Source organism: Paenibacillus sp. BAC0078 (genome assembly GCF_054483875.1).
Map to the genome: position 1 here is coordinate 166,146 of NZ_JBTLRW010000011.1, position 19,001 is coordinate 185,146.

Here is a 19,001-nt window from a genome sequence, read left to right on the forward strand (position 1 = left end):
AGAGCAAACAATAAGAGCAGTGCGAAAATTCGCACTGCTCTTTCTATGCCCGATTTAATTCCCCGTGCTTTCATACTTCGAAAGCCCGTAGCGGAAGATGCCGTAGGCCGCAGCCGCAATGAGCACCGCAGCTAAGGGGGCCAGCATCCACCAGCCGGACCACTCGCTTTTGCCGAAAATATAGGTTGCCGGATAGAAGCTGATGAACGCATACGGCAGAACGGTGGAGATCAGCACCCGCACCGCTTGCGGAAACAGTGTGATCGGATATTTTGCCAGGTCGGCCAAATTATGAACCATCAGCGGGAAGGCGTTCCCGGCATTGCGAATCCAGAAAGCCGCAGAGTTCCCGGCCAGATTGATTGACACACGGATTATGACCGCAGTAACGAACAGCAGCAGAAGAATGGCGATTTTGCCCAGTGTCCAGTGAATAGGACTGTGCACAAGCGATTGCCACACAATCACTCCGCCGATTAGCAGATTGCCGAGACCGTTGATTCCGATTCCCGTACAGAACACCTGCAGCACAACCGGCACCGGCCGCAGCAGATAACGGTCCAGCTCGCCCATATTGACCAGTCTTCCAAGCCGCCAGGTTCCTTCGAAGAAGAGGGAGCCGATACCTTCTGTAAGGAAGATCATCGCATACATGAAGGTGACCTCCCAGAACTGCCAGCCGTTAATATCGGGAATCCGGTCATAGATCACCCAGAGGAACACAAATCCCAGCACCTGCGTCAGAGCGGCAGAACACATTAAGATGTAAAAGTCCTTGTTGTATTCCAGAATGGCTTTCATCTGCTGGACGTAGAATCTTTTATATAAATAGAACATCCGTGACAAGTTCATTGTATCGTCTCCTTCCGCCTAGCCGCCATGAATCGTCACCTGACGGACCGCCCACTTCCACATGCCTTTACCGGCCAGCCAGAGCGCCGCTCCCCAGAAATATTGAATGCCGATCAGCTTCAGGCTCTCCATCGTCCCTGCCTGCTCCAGAAAAATCATTGTCGGTGTGTGGATAATGCTCTGAAACGGCAGCAGCAAAGCGACCCGCTCCAGCCAATCCGGGAAAAAGGCCAAAGGAACCAAAGCCCCGGACAGCAGGTTGGTCACGGCAATCCGGGTCCAGACAATGCCCATCGAGCCGGTAGACCAGAAGCACAGCAGAGCTGCCAGATACACAATGCCGAATTTCACCACGATGGCCCCGAGCAGACTGAGGGCGAACAGCACGTAGACCAGCAGTGAATGGGGAAGGGTTACACCGGAAACGAAGAATGAGAAGCTTACGAGCAGAATCAGGCTCATTCCTCCCTCCAACAGGCTTGTCCCCAGCGTTTCAGAGAAACGGGCGGTTTGAAAATCAATAGGCTTCAGCAAATCCACAGCGACGCTGCCGTCGAGGATTTTACCGGATATCGCCGTTTCGGAATACCAGGAGAGCACAGAGTTAGCCAGGAAGGTAACAAGCAGATAGGTTTTCATCTCATCCCAGGTATATCCGCCGACCACATCCCGGCCATTGTAAATTCCCGCCCACAAAAAGTAGATCGCCAGCAAATTGATCGTATTAGACAGAAAAGTGACAGCATATGAAATCCGGTAGGAGAGAACATTTTGCAAAGAACGGTTGGCAATACTGCGGTATTTCTTAAGCTTCATTGCAGGCATGGCTGCCTTTGCACCTCCTCATTTCCCGTCTTGGTTCAGGTCCAGGTTTCCGTCATATACGGCTTTGATAACCTGTTCGATATTGGCGTCCTCCATGCGGAAGTCTATGACTTCCCCGTGCTTCATCACCTGGCTGACGACCTCGCTGGCCGTATATTCATACCGGTCGAAGGAGATGGAGAATTCCTGGTCATTCTGCAGCTCCAACTTCATCCCGGGAGTCTGCGACAGCTCCGAGATCAGCTCCGGCATCGGCGCTCCGGCCTGGAAGAAGATCACCCGGTCTCTGGCAAAACGGGATTTAACCTCGCTGAGACTCCCGTCGTAGATGATCGAGCCGTGGTCGATAATAATCAGGCGCTTGCACAGGTCCTCAATGTCGCCGAGATCATGGGTGGTAAGCATAACGGTGGTCATCTGCTCCTGGTTGATCTTTTTGATGAATTCGCGGATTTTTTGCTTCACGGAGACGTCGAGTCCAATCGTAGGCTCATCCAGATAGAGGATCGGCGGATTATGTAATAGGGCAGCAGCCAGGTCCGCACGCATGCGTTGACCCAGAGAGAGCTTGCGCGCGGACAGGTGAATGAATTCATTCATGCCGAGCAGCTCGGTGAATTGCTCCAGATTAGCCTTGTAGACAGGCTCCGGGATCTGATAAATATCCTTCAGCAACGAAAAGGATTCGACAATCGGAATATCCCACCAGAGCTGCGTGCGCTGCCCGAACACCGCTCCAATCTGGGCGGCGTTTTCCATTCTTTTCTTATAAGGATTGATACCGTTTACAGAAATACTGCCCGCAGACGGCATGAGGATGCCAGTCAGCATTTTGATCGTGGTGGATTTGCCTGCACCGTTCGGACCCACATAGGCCACCGTCTCGCCGGCTTCCACACTCAGATTCAGAGGCTTCACTGCAACCTTCTCAATAGCTTTCGGGACGAACAGATGCTTGACTGCTCCCGCCAGACCCGGCTCCTTCACCGCCTGCATGAAAGACTTTGACAGCCCGCGGGCTTCAATAATACTCAAGAATAGACCTCCTTTATGGCTGGTATTCAAAGACGTATAAACAAATATAGCACTAGGCTAGTGTCGAAAACTATCGCTTTAGGTCGAACTGAATATAGAGTTTTATTGAACTATGAGGGATTTTGACGAAATCAGTTAGCGCAGGCTGAATTTCGGAACAGGGGATAGCCGCCCATTATACAATCTAATATTTTTCAACTAGCATTCGTAAAAAAAAACCCTGTAAATTAATCCATAAATATCCTAAGATAGATTTATTACTTATGTTTTTAGAATTGATATTAGTGAATTAATTCACAATATTTTTTGAATAAACTAACGAAACGAATTCAGGAGGCGAATGTGTTGACAACCTTCAATTCCAGGACAAAAATGTGGTGTTCGCCGGGTGATCTTCCAGCAGCTCAAGCTGCATCTTTTCTCCAAATGATTTCTTCGGATACACGCAAGCCGCTGTGGTCTTCAAAGACCTCCTGTGTACAAGAGAACAAAACGGTCTATAGTGAAGCTATGGTTATGTCCACGCGTGAAGAAATAGTGGCGATCAGTAGGTTTATTCCGATTCCTTATGTTGTGTTTCTGGCGGATGAAGAAGGGTGGATTCTGGATCTGATCTGTTCCTCACGGAAGCTTCAGGAGACGATGGATCTGGCCGGGCTGAGCAGGGGAATCAATCTGTCCAAACGGTATTCGGGGCTAAATGCGGTCTCGCTGGCTATGGAGATGAACCGTATAGGAGTAGTGCGTGGAGAGGAGCATAGCGACGCCGCTTTCCGGAGCTGGAACTGTGTATGCGCACCCCTCGTTCTGGACGGAGGCACACAGGGTTATGTGGATATTTCTTTCCATGTAGATCAGCACATTGATTTTGCGATTCCGTTCGTGCAGCAGTTGGCCGAGAATGTGGCGTACAAACGAATGGTCAAAAACGAAGGTCTGCAGAAGTTCAGACGGGATGCGGTGCTTGATGAATACAAGCTGACGGCGCGGGAGAAGGAAGTGGCTTCGCTGTGGTTGTCGGGCAAAAGCGCGCTGCATATCTCGAGTGCGCTCGGCATCAGTGAGGGCTCGGTACGCAATGTGGTTAAGAGTATTTATATTAAAATGAACGTCAATGACCGCTCACAATTTGCCAAGAAGCTGATGTAAGCATTAAAAAACGGCTAATCCGCGAAGTCAGAGTGACTTACGGGTTAGCCGCTTCGAACAGTAAGCTTAACCGCAGGAGCAGTTCAGCACCGGCTTGCGGGCAGCCTGGGTCTCATCGAGACGGCTGATCTCCGTGGTATGCGGCGCATTGATGACGATCTCCGGCGTTTCCTTAGCTTCCTTCACAATTTGAATCATTGTTTCGATGAAGCCGTCAAGCGTTTCCTTGCTTTCGGTTTCGGTCGGCTCGATCATCATACACTCCTCTACCGTGAGCGGGAAGTAGACGGTCGGCGGATGGTAGCCGAAGTCGAGCAGCCGTTTGGCAACGTCCAGCGTGCGCACACCGTACTGCTTAAGGTTTTTGCCGGACATGACGAATTCATGCTTGCAGACACCCGGATACGGGATTTCAAAATACGGCGCCAGCCGGTGCATCATATAGTTGGCGTTCAGCACAGCGTCCTCAGACACCTCACGCAGACCTTCCGGTCCATAGGTGCGGATATACGCATAGGCACGGACGAGGATACCGAAGTTGCCGTAAAAGGCTTTGACCCGGCCGATGGATTCCGGTCCGCCATAGCTTAGCGAGAAGCTGCTGTCTTCGTTCTGCACCACCGTCGGCTGCGGCAGGAACGGAATCAGCTTCGCCTTTACGCCTACCGGTCCGGCTCCCGGACCGCCGCCGCCATGCGGGGTGCTCATCGTTTTGTGCAGATTCAAATGCACCACGTCAAAGCCCATGTCGCCAGGGCGGGTAATGCCCATAATCGCGTTGGAGTTCGCTCCGTCATAATAGAGCAGGCCGCCTGCCTCATGTACGATCTCGGCGATCAGGGCGATTTGTGTCTCGAATAAGCCGAGCGTGCTCGGGTTCGTCAGCATGAGCGCGGCGGTGTCGCTTCCGACAGCCGCTTTCAGGGCTTCAAGATCCACCATCCCTTTATCGTTCGAGGGGATGGTTACCGTCTCCAGTCCGGCTGCGGAGGCGCTGGCCGGGTTCGTGCCGTGCGAGGAATCGGGCACGATTACCTTGGAGCGGGCTTCGCCGCGGCTCTCGTGATAGGCGCGGATCATCATCAGACCGGTCCATTCGCCGTGGGCGCCGGCAGCAGGCTGCAGGGATACGGCATCCATGCCGGTCAGGGCGGCCAGGTCCTTTTGCAGCGTATGCATCAGTTCGAGTGCTCCCTGAATGCTCTCTTCCGGCTGGTACGGGTGAATCTTCGCCAGGCCGGGGAAGCGGGCAACATCCTCGTTAATCTTCGGATTGTATTTCATCGTACAGGAGCCGAGCGGATAAAAGCCATTGTCTACGCCGAAGTTGCGGCGGGACAGCGCGGTATAGTGGCGGATCACATCCACTTCCGATACCTCCGGCAAGACTACCGGCTCGCTGCGCAGCAGGCCGGCGGGAATCAGCGCATCCATGCCCTCTTCCTGTGGAACATCGCACTGCGGCAGGGAATAGGCTGAGCGGCCAGAGCGGCTAAGCTCAAAGATCAGACTTTGTTCCGGTTTCATATACAGCCCTCCAGTACGCTAGCGAATTGGTCGATTTCCGTTTTGCTTCTTTTCTCCGTTACGGCAACCAGCATATGTCCGGACAGCTCGGGATAATCCCGGCCCAGATCATAGCCTCCAAGGTAGCCTTCCTTCAGCAGTCTGGAGTTAATCTCGCTGACGTTGCTGCCTTCGGGAAGCCTCAGGACAAATTCATTGAAGAACGGTGCGGTGAAGGCAGGGGCTGCACCGGTTAATTCCCCGAGCTTGTCTGCGGCATAATGGCTCTTGCGTACATTCAGTTCGCCAACCTCGCGCATGCCTTCCTTGCCCATGACGGACAGATAGACGGAAGCGCACAGCGCAAGCAGCGCCTGGTTGGAGCAAATGTTCGAAGTGGCCTTCTCACGGCGGATATGCTGTTCCCGGGCCTGCAAGGTCAGCACGAAGCCACGTTTGCCGCTGCGGTCTACAGTCTGGCCGACGATCCGGCCCGGCATGCGGCGCATCAGGTGCTCGGCTACGGCGAAGAAGCCGCAGGTTGGACCGCCAAGCGAAGCTGGAATGCCCAGCGGCTGTGCATCACCGACTACGATGTCGGCGCCGAGCTTGCCCGGTGTTTCGAGAATGCCAAGTGCCAGCGGATTGGCGCTGACCACGAACAGGCCTTTGACGGCATGGATCAGCGGTTCAATCGCCCCGAGATCCTCGATCGCGCCGAAAAAGTTCGGCGACTGCACCAGGACGGCGGCAGTATCGCCATCAATCGCTGTGGCGAGCTTGGCCTGATCCGTTACACCGTCTTTGTAGTCAACTTCTACGACATCAAGGCCCCAGGCCCCCGCAGAGGTGCGCAGTACCTGCCGTGCTTCCGGGTGAACGGTGCGGGAGACGACGAGTTTTTTGCGTTTGGTCGCACCGGCAGCCAGAACTGCGGCTTCCGAGAAGGCGGTGGCGCCATCGTACATGCTGGCATTTGCCACCTTCATGCCGGTTAATTCGCAGATATAGGACTGGAACTCGAAGATCGCCTGCAGCTCGCCCTGGCTGATCTCCGGCTGGTAAGGCGTATAGGCGGTATAAAATTCAGAGCGGGAAATAACATGATTAATAACAACGGGGATATGGTGGTCATACAGCCCTGCGCCAAGGAAGCTGGTGTGGGTGTCGGAGCTGGCATTCTTATCGGACAGCTCTTTCATATGGCGCAGCAGCGCATATTCATCAAGCGCCTCTGACATCGGCAGCGTGCCTTCATAGCGGACGCTCTTCGGGATATCGGCGAACAGCTCCTCCACGGACTGAATCCCGACAGTCTCCATCATCTCCTTGCGGTCCTGTTCGGTCATCGGCAGATAACGGTGCTTCATTGCGGCTTCACTCCTTGGCTCTTTTTATAAAATGGCGCTTTGACCACGGTCGCTTTAAGCTGCTTGCCGCGAATCTCCACGTACACTTCCGTTCCAATCTCTGTGTAGGCGGCATCCAGCAGGGCCAGGCCCAGATTACGTTTCAGCGTTGGCGACTGTGTGCCTGTGGTGACTTCACCGATCTTCACTCCGTCCGCGTAGACCGGATAATGTGAGCGCGGGATACCACGGTCAAGCATTTCCAGGCCGATTAGGCGGCGGGGCAGCCCGGCTTCCTTCTGCTTCAGCAGCGCGTCCTTGCCTATAAAATCGGCTTTGTCCAGCTTCACGAAGAACTGGACACCTGCTTCCAGCGGCGTAATGTCCGCCGACAGCTCCTGGCCGTACAGCGGCAGCTTCGCTTCGAAACGAAGTGTATCACGTGCGCCAAGCCCTGCGGGAGTCAGGCCGTACTGAGCACCTGCCGCCAGCAGGCCGTTCCATAGGACCGCGGCCGTTTCCACCGGGGCGTACAGCTCGAAGCCATCCTCGCCGGTATAGCCGGTACGGGAGAGCAGAACCTCCACGCCGCACACTTCGGCACGCTCGATGAAGTGAAAGGGCTTAAGCTCAGCCAGGGGAGCTGAGGTTACTTCAGCAAGGATCGTTTCGGCGAGCGGTCCCTGGAGTGCGAGCAGCAGCGTCTCATCCGAGACATTGCTCAGGGTGACTCCGCAGAATTCAGCGGTGAGATGCTCCTGCAGCCACTGGAAATCCTTGTCGATATTGGAGGCATTCACGACGAGCATGTAACGTTCCTCCCCAAGACGGTATACCAGCAAATCATCGACAACCCCGCCGCTCGGGTAGAGCATCAGCGTGTACTGCGCAGCGCCATCCGCAAGACGGCTGACATCGTTCGTGGTCATTTGCTGCAGGAAAGCTTCCGAGCCGCTGCCGCTGACCATGAATTCACCCATATGCGACACATCGAACAGTCCGGCCTGCCGGCGGACCGCCTCATGCTCCTTCACGATTCCCGTAAACTGCACCGGCAGCTCCCAGCCGCCGAAATCAATGCATCTGGATTCTTCGTAGGCAGAGTAGAGGTCGTAAAAAGGTGTTCTTTTCAAAGCATCCATGTGCTCACTCCTTTGTCTGATTACACGCAAAAAAAGGACAGACGAAAGACAAAATATGCGCACCCGCATAAATAGCCTTCTGCTCTGTCCTTTGTACCTGAGAGTTACCCTGCTGCACTTGTGCGCAGGTTTCCCCGTTGGTGATCCGTGACACTGCCTGGCAGGTCCGGATAGCTCTCCAGAGATGCGTCCGGCAAAGGTCCTTTTGCCTGAGAGATTCACCCTCCCGGGCTTACTCCTTCGGCGCTGTCCTCCTGTGAGACAGTCTCTCCCTATGCCATCATTCGCAAACCGTATTGTGTTCTACTGACTCCATTAAACCGGGTATACAACTCTGCTGTCAACAAAAAAACGTCAAAAAGATGACAAAATTTATTTTCCTGTCAGTTATATTGACATTGAGCAGCGCGATAACTTAGTCTATAACTAAATTTACAACTCCAAATTTGGAAAAGAGGCGGCTAGGAATGAGTGAAGTGCTAGACAACCTGCTGTACAGCGAAGAGCATGAATGGGCGCAGCAGGGTGAAGGGCGTGTAGTACGTGTTGGGATTACGGATCATGCCCAGCATCTGCTCGGCGATATCGTATTTGTGGAGTTTCCTGAGGTTGGCGCAGCAATTTCGGCAGGCGACAGCGTAGGCAGCATTGAATCTGTCAAGACGGTGTCCGAGCTATATTCCCCGGTGTCGGGGACTGTGACCAAGATCAATGATGCGCTGGAAGGAAGCCCGGAGCTGATCAATGACCAGCCTTACGGCGGCGGATGGATTTTTGAGCTGGAAATCACCGGCGAGTTCGCAGATGCGGCATCCGGTCTGCTGAATGCGGCGGCTTACCGTGAGCTGGTTGGAGAATAAAGACCCGGTAAACTGTACCGTTTTCGGCTTATAAAAAAGACAGATCCCTCATATCACATCGGATGTTACTAATGTGTGAGGTCTGTCTTTTTGTGCGTTTTTTACTTATGTATTCAGGAAGGAAACTCCAATATTTCGGAATAAAACTGTGGGTGCATATGCCGAAAAAACGGCAAAAAAGTGAGGACAATCATAGCGAATATCACCATAGGGATTATATCCAGGGCATCGACCAATACCCGAGCTAAGACAGGCAATCGCGCCTCCTGCCGGCACAAAATTCACGCCTTTCCATAGCAGATCGGCACTGGTGCAGGAGGCTGTACAATCCCTCGGCGAATCTATTCTCCCTCTTGAAGCTGCCGCAGCACCGTAATCTCAACACGGCGGTTCTTCTGCCGTCCCTCTGCGGTAGCATTGCTGGCGGCAGGGCGAGTATCCGCATAGCCGGCATATTGGAAAGTGCCCGGATTCAGCCCCTCGCTGTCGAGAAAGAAGCGCAGCACGGAGAGGGCGCGGGCGCCGGACAGCTCCCAGTTATCATTATACCGCGAGCCTGCCGATACCGGTGTATTGTCCGTATGGCCTTCGATGCTGATGGTGGCGCCAATGTTGCGGAAGAGACCGGACAATTGCCGCAGCGCGGGAAGCGCGGGCGACTTCAGCTCGGCTCTGCCGACATCGAACAGAAAACGGTTGCTGAGCGTAATCAAGATGCCCTGCGGCTTATCCGCAACAAAAATCTGGTCGCCCAGGTTATTGTCTTTGACATATTGGGTGATGACGCCCATAAGGTCGGCCAGCTTCGCTTCCTGCTCGCGGAAGGCCAGCTCACGCTCTGACGGCGCTCGATCATCTCCCGTTGCTGAAGGGGGTGTGCTGGCTGAAGGGCTGGCAGCGGGATTTTCCTGCCCTTGAGCAGGCCCATTATTGGTATTGCCGCTGTTTGCATTTTTCTGCCCATTCCCCGAACCTCCGGGTTTCGTCCCTTGTTCTCCATCCAGAACGCCATCGCCGCCATCCAGTACAGGGTTTCCGCTCTTGAAGGTATCCGATAACGAACTGGTAACAATACTGAATTTTTGGGCATCCAGACTGCTCATGGCATACAATACCACAAAAAAGATCAGCAATAGCGTAATGAGGTCCGCATAGGTGATCATCCAGCGGTCGCGGCTCTCCGATCCGCCCGTACGTCGGCTCCTCCGGTTTCTCTGCCTCATAATGGGCCTCTTGCACTTTCAGTGCCGTACCCTCTGGCAGAATCATCAATAAAGGGGTTGAGCTTCCTGCGCACAAGCTGCGGATGATCCCCGTTCTGCAGGGCAAGAATGCCGACCAGCAGCATTTCCATAGTTGCCAGCTCGCTTTGGCAGCGGGATTTGATTTTGGAGGCAATGGGTAAAAATATTAGATTGGCGCTGGCCACACCGTACAATGTCGCTGTAAAAGCAACTGCAATGGAAGCTCCCAGGTTGGAGGGATCGGTAAGACTGCTGAGCACGCGGATCAGTCCCATCACTGTGCCGATGATACCCATAGTAGGAGCATAGCCGCCTGCCGCTTCAAAAATTTTGGCATAGCCTTCGTACTTCAACTCCTTGGCATCCATTTCCAGCTCCAAAATCTGCCGCACCTGCACAGGGTCTGTTCCATCGACAATCAGCATCAGCCCCTCGCGGGTATAGGGATCGGGATGCTCCTCCGCTCTTTTTTCCAGCGCCAGCAATCCGCCGCGCCGCATAATGGCCGCCATGGAAATGAGCTCCTCGGCTTTTTCTTCTGGGTTGTCGGATTTTTTGCCAAAAGCCACGCGCAGCGCAGCCGGTACCCGGCGCAGCTTGGAGGCTGGAAAGCTGATGAGCACAGCGGCGAACGTGCCTCCGAACACAATCAGCGCGGCATTCAGCTGCAGCAGTCCGGTGAGGCTACCGCCTTCCCAAAAGAAGCCTCCGATCATTGCCGCGAGTCCGGCCAGCAGGCCGATAATTGAAGTGATATCCATGAGTTCAGGCTCCTTAAGTTTCTATATATTATGGTTTGCAACAATCTAGGCAACACTGTATAATAAACGGGAACAAGTATTCTTATCTTCCATTTTTTTGAGCAAGGTATGGAGAGAGAATAAACAGGGCCACAATTATATGTATTCATATATTTTAGACGATAGAGGGGAGACGGGCAAATGAGTGATATTGTCGTCAGCACGAAGACTTTTGAACTGGAGTCCGAGTATTCACCCCAGGGCGATCAGCCTCATGCCATAGAAGAGTTAGTGAACGGCATCCGGCAGGGCAAGAAGCACCAGACGCTGCTGGGAGCAACGGGTACGGGCAAGACCTTTACCATCGCGCAAATGATTTCCAAGCTGAACCGGCCCACGCTGGTTATTGCGCACAACAAGACGCTGGCTGCACAGCTTGCAAGTGAATTCAAAGAGTTTTTTCCAAGCAATTCGGTAGACTACTTCGTCAGTTACTACGATTATTACCAGCCAGAGGCGTACATTCCCTCCTCCGATACCTACATCGAGAAAGACTCCAGCATTAATGAAGAGATTGATAAGCTTCGCCACTCTGCAACCAGCTCCTTATTCGAACGGCGCGACGTGATCATTGTAGCCAGTGTGTCCTGCATTTACGGCCTCGGCTCGCCGCAGGAATATGGAAGTCTGCTGCTGTCGCTGCGCGTGGGAATGGAGAAGCCGCGGAACCAGATTTTGAGCCGGCTTGTGGATATCCAGTATCAGCGCAATGACATTAACTTTGTGCGCGGCACATTTCGGGTGCGCGGTGATGTGATAGAAATCTTCCCGGCTTCACAAGGCGAGCATGCGATTCGTGTGGAGCTGTTCGGCGATGAGGTCGAGCGGATTACCGAAATTGATGTGCTGACCGGCGAGCTGATCGGGGAACGCGATCATGTGGCGATTTTTCCGGCATCGCACTTTGTGACCCAGGAAGAAACGATGCGAGTGGCCCTGGTGAACATTGAGCGCGAACTAGAAGAACGGTTGACTGTACTCCGGGACGCAGGCAAGCTGCTGGAAGCCCAGCGGCTGGAGCAGCGGACCCGCTACGATATTGAGATGATGAAGGAAGTCGGCTTCTGCTCCGGGATTGAGAACTATTCAGGACCGCTCACCTTCCGTGAGCCTGGAGCAACCCCCTATACACTGATGGATTATTTCCCGGATGACATGCTGATTGTAATTGACGAATCCCATGTGACTCTGCCGCAGATCCGGGCGATGTACAACGGTGACCGGGCGCGCAAGACGGTGCTTGTGGAGCATGGCTTCCGCCTGCCGTCTGCGCTGGATAACCGGCCGCTACAGTTCGAAGAATTCGAAGACAAGGTGAAACAGATCGTATATGTGTCCGCAACACCCGGGCCTTACGAAATGGAACACTGTGATACGATGGTGCAGCAGATAATTCGTCCTACCGGTCTTTTGGACCCGATCATCGAGGTGCGTCCGACCGAAGGCCAGATTGATGATCTGATCAGCGAAATCCGTGAACGGGTGGAGCGCGACGAGCGTGTGCTGGTTACAACCCTAACGAAGAAAATGTCCGAAGACCTGACCGATTACTTCAAGGAAATCGGTATTAAAGTGCGTTACATGCACTCCGACATCAAAACACTGGAGCGGATGGCGATCCTGCGTGACCTCCGGCTGGGGACATTTCATGTTCTCGTCGGGATCAACCTGTTAAGAGAAGGTCTGGATTTGCCTGAGGTATCGCTGGTTGCGATTCTCGATGCCGACAAGGAAGGTTTCCTCCGCTCAGAGCGTTCGCTGATTCAGACCATCGGCCGCGCCGCCCGTAACTCCGGCGGCCGCGTTATTATGTATGGCGATCATATCACGGAATCCATGGAGAAGGCGATGAGCGAAACCCAGCGCCGCCGGGAAATCCAGATTGCTTACAATGAGCAGCATGGCATTACGCCAACAACAATCAACAAGAAGGTGCGCGATATCATCGAGGCCACGAAGGTAGCCGAGTCCAAGGCCGATTATCTTACCGGTGCGGGCAGCAAGATGAGCAAGAAGGACCGCAACAGCCTGATGCAGCGACTGGAGGCCGAGATGAAGGACGCCGCCAAGAACCTGCAATTCGAGCGCGCCGCCGAGCTGCGCGACGCCCTCCTGGAACTGCGAGCCGAGTAACCTTCTTTTGCGAGTCCCTGTTTTTTTGAAGAATATACAGAGCGGCTTTGCTCAGCCGTTCTTTTTAAATAAGCATCTTGCGCATTCCGAAGGAACAGCCCGTAGTGCGCAGTTGGCGTATCCCGAAGGGACAGCCCGCAGTGCGGCAGTTAGCGCATTCCGAAGGAACAGCCTGCAGTGCGCATTTGGCGTATTCCGAAGGAACAGCCCGCAGTGCAGCACTTGGCGCATCCCGAAGGGACAGCGGTTTTCCGCCAGAACGCCGCATTACAGCGGTCCCTTCAGGGACAAGCGCTCCTTGCACCACATTTACTAGGTCCGTCTCCCCCACTCCTTCGGCAGCAACCTTGCGGGTGTCCAGAGGGTGCAACCCTTGGGGCCCTCCCTTGGCTAAGGGAGGGTTTGGGAGGGATCGAAAATATTTTGAAATAGCTTTGAAATAGGTATGTATAAAGGAGAGGTACCGTTGGCGAACGAAAATATTGTAATCAAAGGCGCGAGAGCGCACAATCTCAAGAACATCGACGTGACGATTCCGCGTGACCGCTTCGTCGTGCTGACGGGACTTAGCGGCTCCGGTAAATCGTCGCTGGCGTTCGATACAATCTACGCTGAAGGTCAGCGGCGTTATGTTGAATCCCTGTCGGCGTATGCACGCCAGTTCCTCGGTCAGATGGAGAAGCCTGATGTTGATTCCATCGACGGGTTATCCCCGGCGATCTCCATCGACCAGAAGACCACGAGCCGCAATCCGCGTTCCACCGTAGGAACGGTAACGGAAATTTATGATTATCTGCGCCTGCTGTTCGCCCGTGTAGGGCATCCGCATTGCCCGGATCATGGCATAGAGATTACTTCACAGACTGTTGAGCAGATGGTGGACCGGATTATGCAGTATCCCGAGAAGACCCGGCTGCAGATTCTAGCTCCGGTAATTTCCGGCCGCAAGGGTGAACACAAAGGTCTGTTCAGCGATATTTCCAAGCAGGGCTTTGTGCGTGTGCGCGTTGACGGTGAATTACGCGAGGTTACTGAGGATATCGAGCTGGAGAAGAACAAGAAGCATACGATTGAGGTCGTGGTAGACCGTATCGTCATTAAGGATGATGTAGAGACCCGGCTGACGGATTCCCTTGAGACTGCGCTGAAGCTGTCCGGAGGGAAGATTCTGGTCGATGTGATGGGGCAGGAGGAGCTACTGTTCAGCTCAAGCTTTGCTTGTCCGGTATGCGGGTTCAGCATTGAAGAGCTGGCGCCGCGCATGTTCTCCTTCAACAGCCCCTTCGGCGCTTGCCCGGAATGCGATGGTCTGGGCATGAATATGGTTGTGGATCCAGATCTGTTGATTCCCGACCAGGAGAAGTCAATTGAGGAAGGTGCTTTTCTGGCCTGGACGGGAAGTACATCGAATTACTACCCGCAATTTCTGAAATCGGTATGCGAGCATTTCAGTATCCCCCAGAATGTTCCCGTAAGCAGTCTGTCCCCCGAGCATATGAACAAGCTGCTGCATGGGACAGGCAGTGAGAAGATCCGTTTCAAGTATGAGAATGATTTCGGCCAGCGGAAGGATGCGCTGGTTGCTTTTGAAGGGATTATTCCCAATCTGGAGCGGCGCTACCGTGAGACAGCCTCGGATGGCATCCGTGAATTTATTGAGGGCTTCATGAGCGCCAAGCCTTGCCATGCATGTAAAGGTAAAAGATTGAAGAAGGAGATTCTCGCGGTAACGATCAACGACCGGAATGTTGCGGATATTACTGACCTGTCGATTGGGGATTGCATGAACTTCTTCGAGAACCTCGCCCTGAGTGAGAAGGAAACGGCCATTGCCCATCTGATCCTCAAAGAAATCAGCAGCCGTCTGGGCTTCCTGGTCAATGTGGGCTTGAATTATTTGACCCTTAGCCGTGCGGCAGGCTCGCTCTCCGGCGGTGAAGCGCAGCGCATCAGGCTGGCAACCCAGATTGGTTCCAGTCTGATGGGTGTGCTGTACATTCTGGATGAGCCTAGTATCGGCCTGCATCAACGGGATAATGACCGGTTGATCTCGACGCTTGGGCATATGCGCGATCTAGGCAATACACTGATCGTGGTCGAGCATGACGAGGATACAATGATGGCCGCTGACTATATTATTGATATCGGACCGGGAGCCGGCATTCACGGCGGTAAGGTGATGGCGCAGGGCACGCCGCAGGAAATTATGAATGACCCGAATTCCTTGACCGGGGAGTACCTGAGCGGACGCAAGTTCATCCCGGTTACCGGCAATCGGCGGCCTACGGATGACCGCTGGATTGAAATTCGCGGGGCCAAAGAGAACAACCTGAAGAACGTGAATGTCAAAATCCCGCTCGGCGTCTTTACAGCCGTTACGGGTGTATCCGGTTCAGGCAAATCATCACTGGTCAATGAGATTCTCTACAAAAGTCTGGCCCGCCAGTTAAATAGGGCCGTCAAGGTACGTCCGGGTGAGCATAAGGAAATTCGCGGACTAGAGAATCTGGATAAGGTCATCGAAATTGACCAGTCGCCAATCGGACGCACGCCACGTTCCAATCCGGCTACGTATACCGGCGTATTCGATGATATCCGTGATCTTTTCGCCAAGACCAATGAAGCGAAGGTGCGCGGCTTCCAGAAGGGCCGCTTCAGCTTCAATGTCAAGGGCGGCCGCTGTGAGGCCTGCCGTGGTGACGGCATTATCAAGATCGAGATGCACTTCCTGCCGGATGTCTATGTTCCCTGCGAAGTCTGCAAAGGCAAACGCTACAACCGGGAAACGCTAGAAGTGAAATATAAAGGCAAAAGCATCGCCGATGTGCTGGAGATGACTGTAGAGGATGCTACCGAATTCTTCAAAAATATCCCGAGAATTCACCGCAAAATGCAGACTCTGCTGGATGTCGGTCTTGGCTATATCAACATCGGCCAGCCGGGAACAACGCTGTCGGGCGGAGAGGCCCAGCGCGTGAAGCTGGCTTCCGAGCTGTACCGCCGCAGCACCGGCAAGACGCTGTACATTCTGGATGAGCCGACAACGGGTCTGCATGTGGATGATATCGGGCGTCTGCTGGAGGTGCTGCACCGCCTGGTGGACTCCGGCGAATCCGTGCTCGTCATTGAGCATAATCTTGATGTAATCAAGACCGCCGATTATATCATTGATATGGGACCTGAGGGCGGCAGCGGCGGAGGTACGGTTCTCGCTACCGGAACACCGGAGAAGCTGATTAAGGTGGAAGAATCCTACACCGGCAAATATCTCAAGCCGATCCTGCTCCGCGATACAGAGCGGACGAAGGCACTGCAGCTGCAGACTACGGAAACGGTATAGCTGATGTTGCAATGCGAGTATTGCAATTGAAACAATGAATAGAGAGGCTCAGGCTTCCCCGAGCCTGAGCAAGAAATAAGGCGATTCTATTGCACTTTCTGCAATGGAATCGCCTTATTTTAGCTGGAAAATACGATCTGCTGTAGTTCGTACAACAGAATTCAGACAATCTCCTGTTTAGCCGGAATTCCGTTCCTTTTGATTGTATGAAATGCAACAGAATGGAGGGGTGTCCCTTTTTTGAGGAATTCTGCTGTACAAAGTGCAATCAAAACAAAGGAAGGGAAGGGCTCCCCATCACTTGTTTAACCCAACCCAACCTCTCTACAAAAGCTCCGTCAGCTATAGAGCCTCCGCGGCAAGAATCGCGGCCAGCTGCTCCTGCAGTGCAGGTACGCCAACACGCCGGGTGAAGGCGTGGAAATTCTCCTGCTCTTCCCTCTGCGCTGAATAGTAGGTGATCAGCTGTTCGAGAACCGGGCCGACCTGGTCGCCCTTCACGCGGCCCTTCAGTGGATGCGCGAATTCAGCCTCAGGGCCGTGGTCTCCACTGCCCAGTGTACCGCCGACGGCGATGTCGAATGCATCGACCATGCCGTCAGGGGTTTTAATCAGCGTGCCTTGCAGGCCGATATCGGCAACATGCTTTTGTCCGCAGGCATTAGGGCAGCCGATGAAATGGATGCGCAGCTTTTCGTCAAGCTGGACATGTTCGTCCAAGTATTCGGCAACGCTGATGGCCCGCTGCTTGGTTTCCACAATGGCCAGGTTGCAGAATTCATTGCCGGTGCAGGCAACGGTGCGGCTGATGAAGTTTTTGGCCGTTGGCGACAGCCGCTGCAGGACCGGTGCTTCCAGAAGGGCTGTGAGCTTCGCATCCGACACTCCGCTGATGATGATGTTTTGCGTCATGGTGGTACGGAGTTTGCCTTCGCCACAGGTATCGGCCAGCTCAGCAAGCTGCACCAGCTCACTGCTGTTCAGCCGTCCAACAGGAACATTAAGTCCTACGTAGTTAAGACCTTCCTGAGACTGGGGATGAACTCCGTCAAAATAAGCCGCCTGCCAGCCCATCGTCTGATCCTCACCGCGCGTCGGCAGCTCGCCTACCATTTCAATAAGTTTTTCTCGGAATTTCTCCACACCCCAGTCGGCAACAAGGAATTTCAGGCGGGCATGATGGCGTTTCTCGCGGTAGCCATAATCCCGGAACAGCGTGACCACACCAGCAGCCACCTTAAGCGCCTCTTCCGGCTTCACGAAGACATCCAGCTTTTGCGCCAAATGGGGTTTGGCTGATAATCCTCCTCCTACCATCAGATGGAAGCCGGGAGTTTCAACGCCATTGATGACTTTTACAGCCGGTGTGTAGGCCAGATCGTTGATTTCCGCCTGCGCATTGTTGTAGCGGTTAGCGGATACAGAAATTTTGAATTTACGCGGCAGATTGGAGAAATCACGGTTCAGCATAAAAAAATCATTCAACTGCTCCACTATATCTGTAGTATCAAACAGTTCGTCCTTGTCGATCCCTGCCAGCGGGTTACCGACAATGGTCCGCGGACAGTCGCCGCAGGCTTCAAAAGAATACAGTCCGGCAGCTTCCAGTCGTGTGAAAATATCCGGCAGATTCTCAACAGTCAGCCAGTGGAACTGGATAGCCTGGCGCGTAGTGATATCAACCAGATCCCGCCCGTACAATCTGGCGATTTCGGCCAGGGCTCTGGCCTGATTTGTGGTCATAATGCCAGTGTTGATGCGCACACGCATCATGAAATGTCCGTCACGCGGCTTTTGCTGGTATACACCAGCCCACTTGAACAGATCCAGATCATCTGCCGGGATGGAGCTATAGCCCTCCAGGGCATATTTTTCAATAATCGTGCGGATCACATCCAGGCCGTCTTTCTGCAGTTTCACGAATTCGAACTTGTTCAGCTTCTCCGGTTCAGCACTCCAATGCGGTTCGTAAGCCATGCTTAGCACCCTCTCTATTCTATTCATATGCCCGATGGTAGCACAGTCCGCTGATGCCTGGCAGTGAGGCTTGTAGCAGCCGCTATAACGATAATTTATACAAAAATAAGGAGCTGCTGATAGTTCGGGCAGGCATATACAGAGCATGTCCGCAGTAAGATTCAAAGAGTGGTATTTTCGTTGAATAATTACTAAGACATCCAAGGCGCTGCAAGTGAAATGTTCTTTGACAAAAGAATTCGTTAGCAAATGTCAATGATAGTTATCTCTAACGAGCAGCAGATGTTCACGCCAAAAAATATTTTCCGTGACAATTACATAATTTTTTAGGGATTTTCTATTGCGTCACTGAAATGGTAGCGATAACATAGAAGAAGATATGGATTAGATGAACTCGTTTGACCACACTTTCGGGGAGGTAATGCCATGCTGCTTGCTGAAGCTGCCGTGCAAGAGCCGTCTAAATTTCATACCTTCGATGTATTTATGATTTTGTTCACGATCCTGATCCTCATTGGTCTCTTCCGTTTGCTTAAAGCGCCGCAGAAGAACAAATTTGCTATCGCCTTCGGAGTGGTGAGCTTGCTTGTGTTTGCCGTTTCCGACTATGCGATGGTGATGCACTGGTTAAGCTAGTACGCGGCGTATAGGTACTGGGAGCTGTCCCTGATGGGCAGGATTCAATTGCAGAGCCAGATGTTTTCAAAAGACACCTTTAACCGCCACCGGCGCACCTAAAGGCGTCTTTTTCATTAGATATTTATGGAGAGGGCCGGTGAAGGCGATGAA

General features: G+C 53.3%; 15 protein-coding genes and 1 riboswitch. Of the genes, 5 read left to right on the forward strand and 10 right to left on the reverse strand.

Annotation, left to right across the window (positions count from 1 at the left end):
• Positions 1-54: 54 nt before the first annotated feature.
• Genes ACX1DY_RS20575 through ACX1DY_RS20585 form a run of 3 tightly spaced genes read right to left on the reverse strand, consistent with a single transcriptional unit; the run spans position 55 to position 2,712 of the window.
• The gene (locus tag ACX1DY_RS20575; protein ID WP_458966061.1) at positions 55-852 is read right to left on the reverse strand and encodes an ABC transporter permease; all 798 of its coding nucleotides are present in this window, start codon (positions 850-852) and stop codon (positions 55-57) included.
• Positions 853-870: 18 nt separating this feature from the next.
• Positions 871-1,677, reverse strand: a complete 807-nt coding sequence (locus ACX1DY_RS20580; protein WP_458966062.1) for an ABC transporter permease — start codon at positions 1,675-1,677, stop codon at positions 871-873.
• 18 nt (positions 1,678-1,695) lie between these two features.
• Positions 1,696-2,712: an ABC transporter ATP-binding protein gene (locus tag ACX1DY_RS20585; RefSeq protein ID WP_458966063.1), complete on the reverse strand. Its 1,017-nt coding sequence runs from the start codon at positions 2,710-2,712 to the stop codon at positions 1,696-1,698.
• 345 nt (positions 2,713-3,057) lie between these two features.
• On the opposite strand from ACX1DY_RS20585, the gene ACX1DY_RS20590 reads away from it, so the two are divergent.
• The gene (locus ACX1DY_RS20590; RefSeq protein WP_458966064.1) at positions 3,058-3,861 is read left to right on the forward strand and encodes a helix-turn-helix transcriptional regulator; all 804 of its coding nucleotides are present in this window, start codon (positions 3,058-3,060) and stop codon (positions 3,859-3,861) included.
• Between the two features lie 66 nt (positions 3,862-3,927).
• Here the strand turns inward: ACX1DY_RS20590 and gcvPB are convergent, their stop codons facing one another.
• The 3 genes from gcvPB to gcvT are packed head-to-tail and all read right to left on the reverse strand — an operon-like array spanning position 3,928 to position 7,858.
• Complete coding sequence (gene gcvPB, locus ACX1DY_RS20595; RefSeq protein WP_458966065.1) at positions 3,928-5,388, reverse strand: aminomethyl-transferring glycine dehydrogenase subunit GcvPB; 1,461 nt, start codon at positions 5,386-5,388, stop codon at positions 3,928-3,930.
• Positions 5,385-6,737, reverse strand: coding sequence for an aminomethyl-transferring glycine dehydrogenase subunit GcvPA (gcvPA, locus tag ACX1DY_RS20600; protein ID WP_458966066.1), 1,353 nt, complete (start codon positions 6,735-6,737; stop codon positions 5,385-5,387). The genes gcvPB and gcvPA overlap by 4 nt, the downstream gene beginning before the upstream one ends.
• Positions 6,734-7,858, reverse strand: coding sequence for a glycine cleavage system aminomethyltransferase GcvT (gene gcvT, locus ACX1DY_RS20605; RefSeq protein WP_458966067.1), 1,125 nt, complete (start codon positions 7,856-7,858; stop codon positions 6,734-6,736). Before gcvT ends, gcvPA begins: the two co-directional genes overlap by 4 nt.
• Positions 7,859-8,045: 187 nt before the next feature.
• Positions 8,046-8,142: riboswitch (glycine riboswitch) on the reverse strand.
• 183 nt (positions 8,143-8,325) lie between these two features.
• Here gcvT and gcvH point away from each other — a divergent pair.
• On the forward strand, positions 8,326-8,718 hold the full coding sequence (gene gcvH / locus ACX1DY_RS20610) for a glycine cleavage system protein GcvH (RefSeq protein ID WP_458966068.1): 393 nt from the start codon (positions 8,326-8,328) through the stop codon (positions 8,716-8,718).
• A 341-nt stretch (positions 8,719-9,059) separates the two neighbouring features.
• On the opposite strand, the gene ACX1DY_RS20615 is transcribed toward gcvH, so the two are convergent.
• Together ACX1DY_RS20615 and ACX1DY_RS20620 are read right to left on the reverse strand one after the other, a co-directional pair.
• Complete coding sequence (locus ACX1DY_RS20615; protein ID WP_458966069.1) at positions 9,060-9,941, reverse strand: flagellar motor protein MotB; 882 nt, start codon at positions 9,939-9,941, stop codon at positions 9,060-9,062.
• Positions 9,938-10,723 carry a flagellar motor protein gene (locus ACX1DY_RS20620; protein ID WP_458966070.1) on the reverse strand — a complete coding sequence of 262 codons (786 nt, stop codon included), beginning with the start codon at positions 10,721-10,723 and terminating at the stop codon, positions 9,938-9,940. Before ACX1DY_RS20620 ends, ACX1DY_RS20615 begins: the two co-directional genes overlap by 4 nt.
• A 180-nt stretch (positions 10,724-10,903) precedes the next feature.
• Here ACX1DY_RS20620 and uvrB point away from each other — a divergent pair, with 180 nt between their 5' ends.
• On the forward strand, positions 10,904-12,895 hold the full coding sequence (uvrB, locus tag ACX1DY_RS20625; protein WP_458966071.1) for an excinuclease ABC subunit UvrB: 1,992 nt from the start codon (positions 10,904-10,906) through the stop codon (positions 12,893-12,895).
• Between the two features lie 64 nt (positions 12,896-12,959).
• Here the strand turns inward: uvrB and ACX1DY_RS20630 are convergent, their stop codons facing one another.
• The gene (locus ACX1DY_RS20630; protein ID WP_458966072.1) at positions 12,960-13,265 is read right to left on the reverse strand and encodes a hypothetical protein; all 306 of its coding nucleotides are present in this window, start codon (positions 13,263-13,265) and stop codon (positions 12,960-12,962) included.
• A gap of 96 nt (positions 13,266-13,361) precedes the next feature.
• Here ACX1DY_RS20630 and uvrA point away from each other — a divergent pair, with 96 nt between their 5' ends.
• Complete coding sequence (uvrA, locus tag ACX1DY_RS20635) at positions 13,362-16,235, forward strand: excinuclease ABC subunit UvrA (protein ID WP_458966073.1); 2,874 nt, start codon at positions 13,362-13,364, stop codon at positions 16,233-16,235.
• Between the two features lie 342 nt (positions 16,236-16,577).
• On the opposite strand, the gene ACX1DY_RS20640 is transcribed toward uvrA, so the two are convergent.
• Positions 16,578-18,212, reverse strand: a complete 1,635-nt coding sequence (locus tag ACX1DY_RS20640) for a nitrite/sulfite reductase (RefSeq protein WP_458966074.1) — start codon at positions 18,210-18,212, stop codon at positions 16,578-16,580.
• 426 nt (positions 18,213-18,638) lie between these two features.
• Between ACX1DY_RS20640 and ACX1DY_RS20645 the strand changes: the two genes are divergently transcribed.
• Complete coding sequence (locus ACX1DY_RS20645; protein ID WP_458966075.1) at positions 18,639-18,848, forward strand: hypothetical protein; 210 nt, start codon at positions 18,639-18,641, stop codon at positions 18,846-18,848.
• Positions 18,849-19,001 lie beyond the last annotated feature (153 nt).

Coding starts and splice junctions, on each gene's coding strand:
- ACX1DY_RS20575 (WP_458966061.1), bottom strand. CDS start 852: ATGAACTTGTCACGGATGTTCTATTTATATAAAAGATTCTACGTCCAG.
- ACX1DY_RS20580 (WP_458966062.1), bottom strand. CDS start 1,677: ATGCCTGCAATGAAGCTTAAGAAATACCGCAGTATTGCCAACCGTTCT.
- gcvPB (WP_458966065.1), bottom strand. CDS start 5,388: ATGAAACCGGAACAAAGTCTGATCTTTGAGCTTAGCCGCTCTGGCCGC.
- gcvPA (WP_458966066.1), bottom strand. CDS start 6,737: ATGAAGCACCGTTATCTGCCGATGACCGAACAGGACCGCAAGGAGATG.
- gcvT (WP_458966067.1), bottom strand. CDS start 7,858: ATGGATGCTTTGAAAAGAACACCTTTTTACGACCTCTACTCTGCCTAC.
- gcvH (WP_458966068.1), top strand. CDS start 8,326: ATGAGTGAAGTGCTAGACAACCTGCTGTACAGCGAAGAGCATGAATGG.
- ACX1DY_RS20615 (WP_458966069.1), bottom strand. CDS start 9,941: ATGAGGCAGAGAAACCGGAGGAGCCGACGTACGGGCGGATCGGAGAGC.
- ACX1DY_RS20620 (WP_458966070.1), bottom strand. CDS start 10,723: ATGGATATCACTTCAATTATCGGCCTGCTGGCCGGACTCGCGGCAATG.
- uvrB (WP_458966071.1), top strand. CDS start 10,904: ATGAGTGATATTGTCGTCAGCACGAAGACTTTTGAACTGGAGTCCGAG.
- ACX1DY_RS20640 (WP_458966074.1), bottom strand. CDS start 18,212: ATGGCTTACGAACCGCATTGGAGTGCTGAACCGGAGAAGCTGAACAAG.
- ACX1DY_RS20645 (WP_458966075.1), top strand. CDS start 18,639: ATGCTGCTTGCTGAAGCTGCCGTGCAAGAGCCGTCTAAATTTCATACC.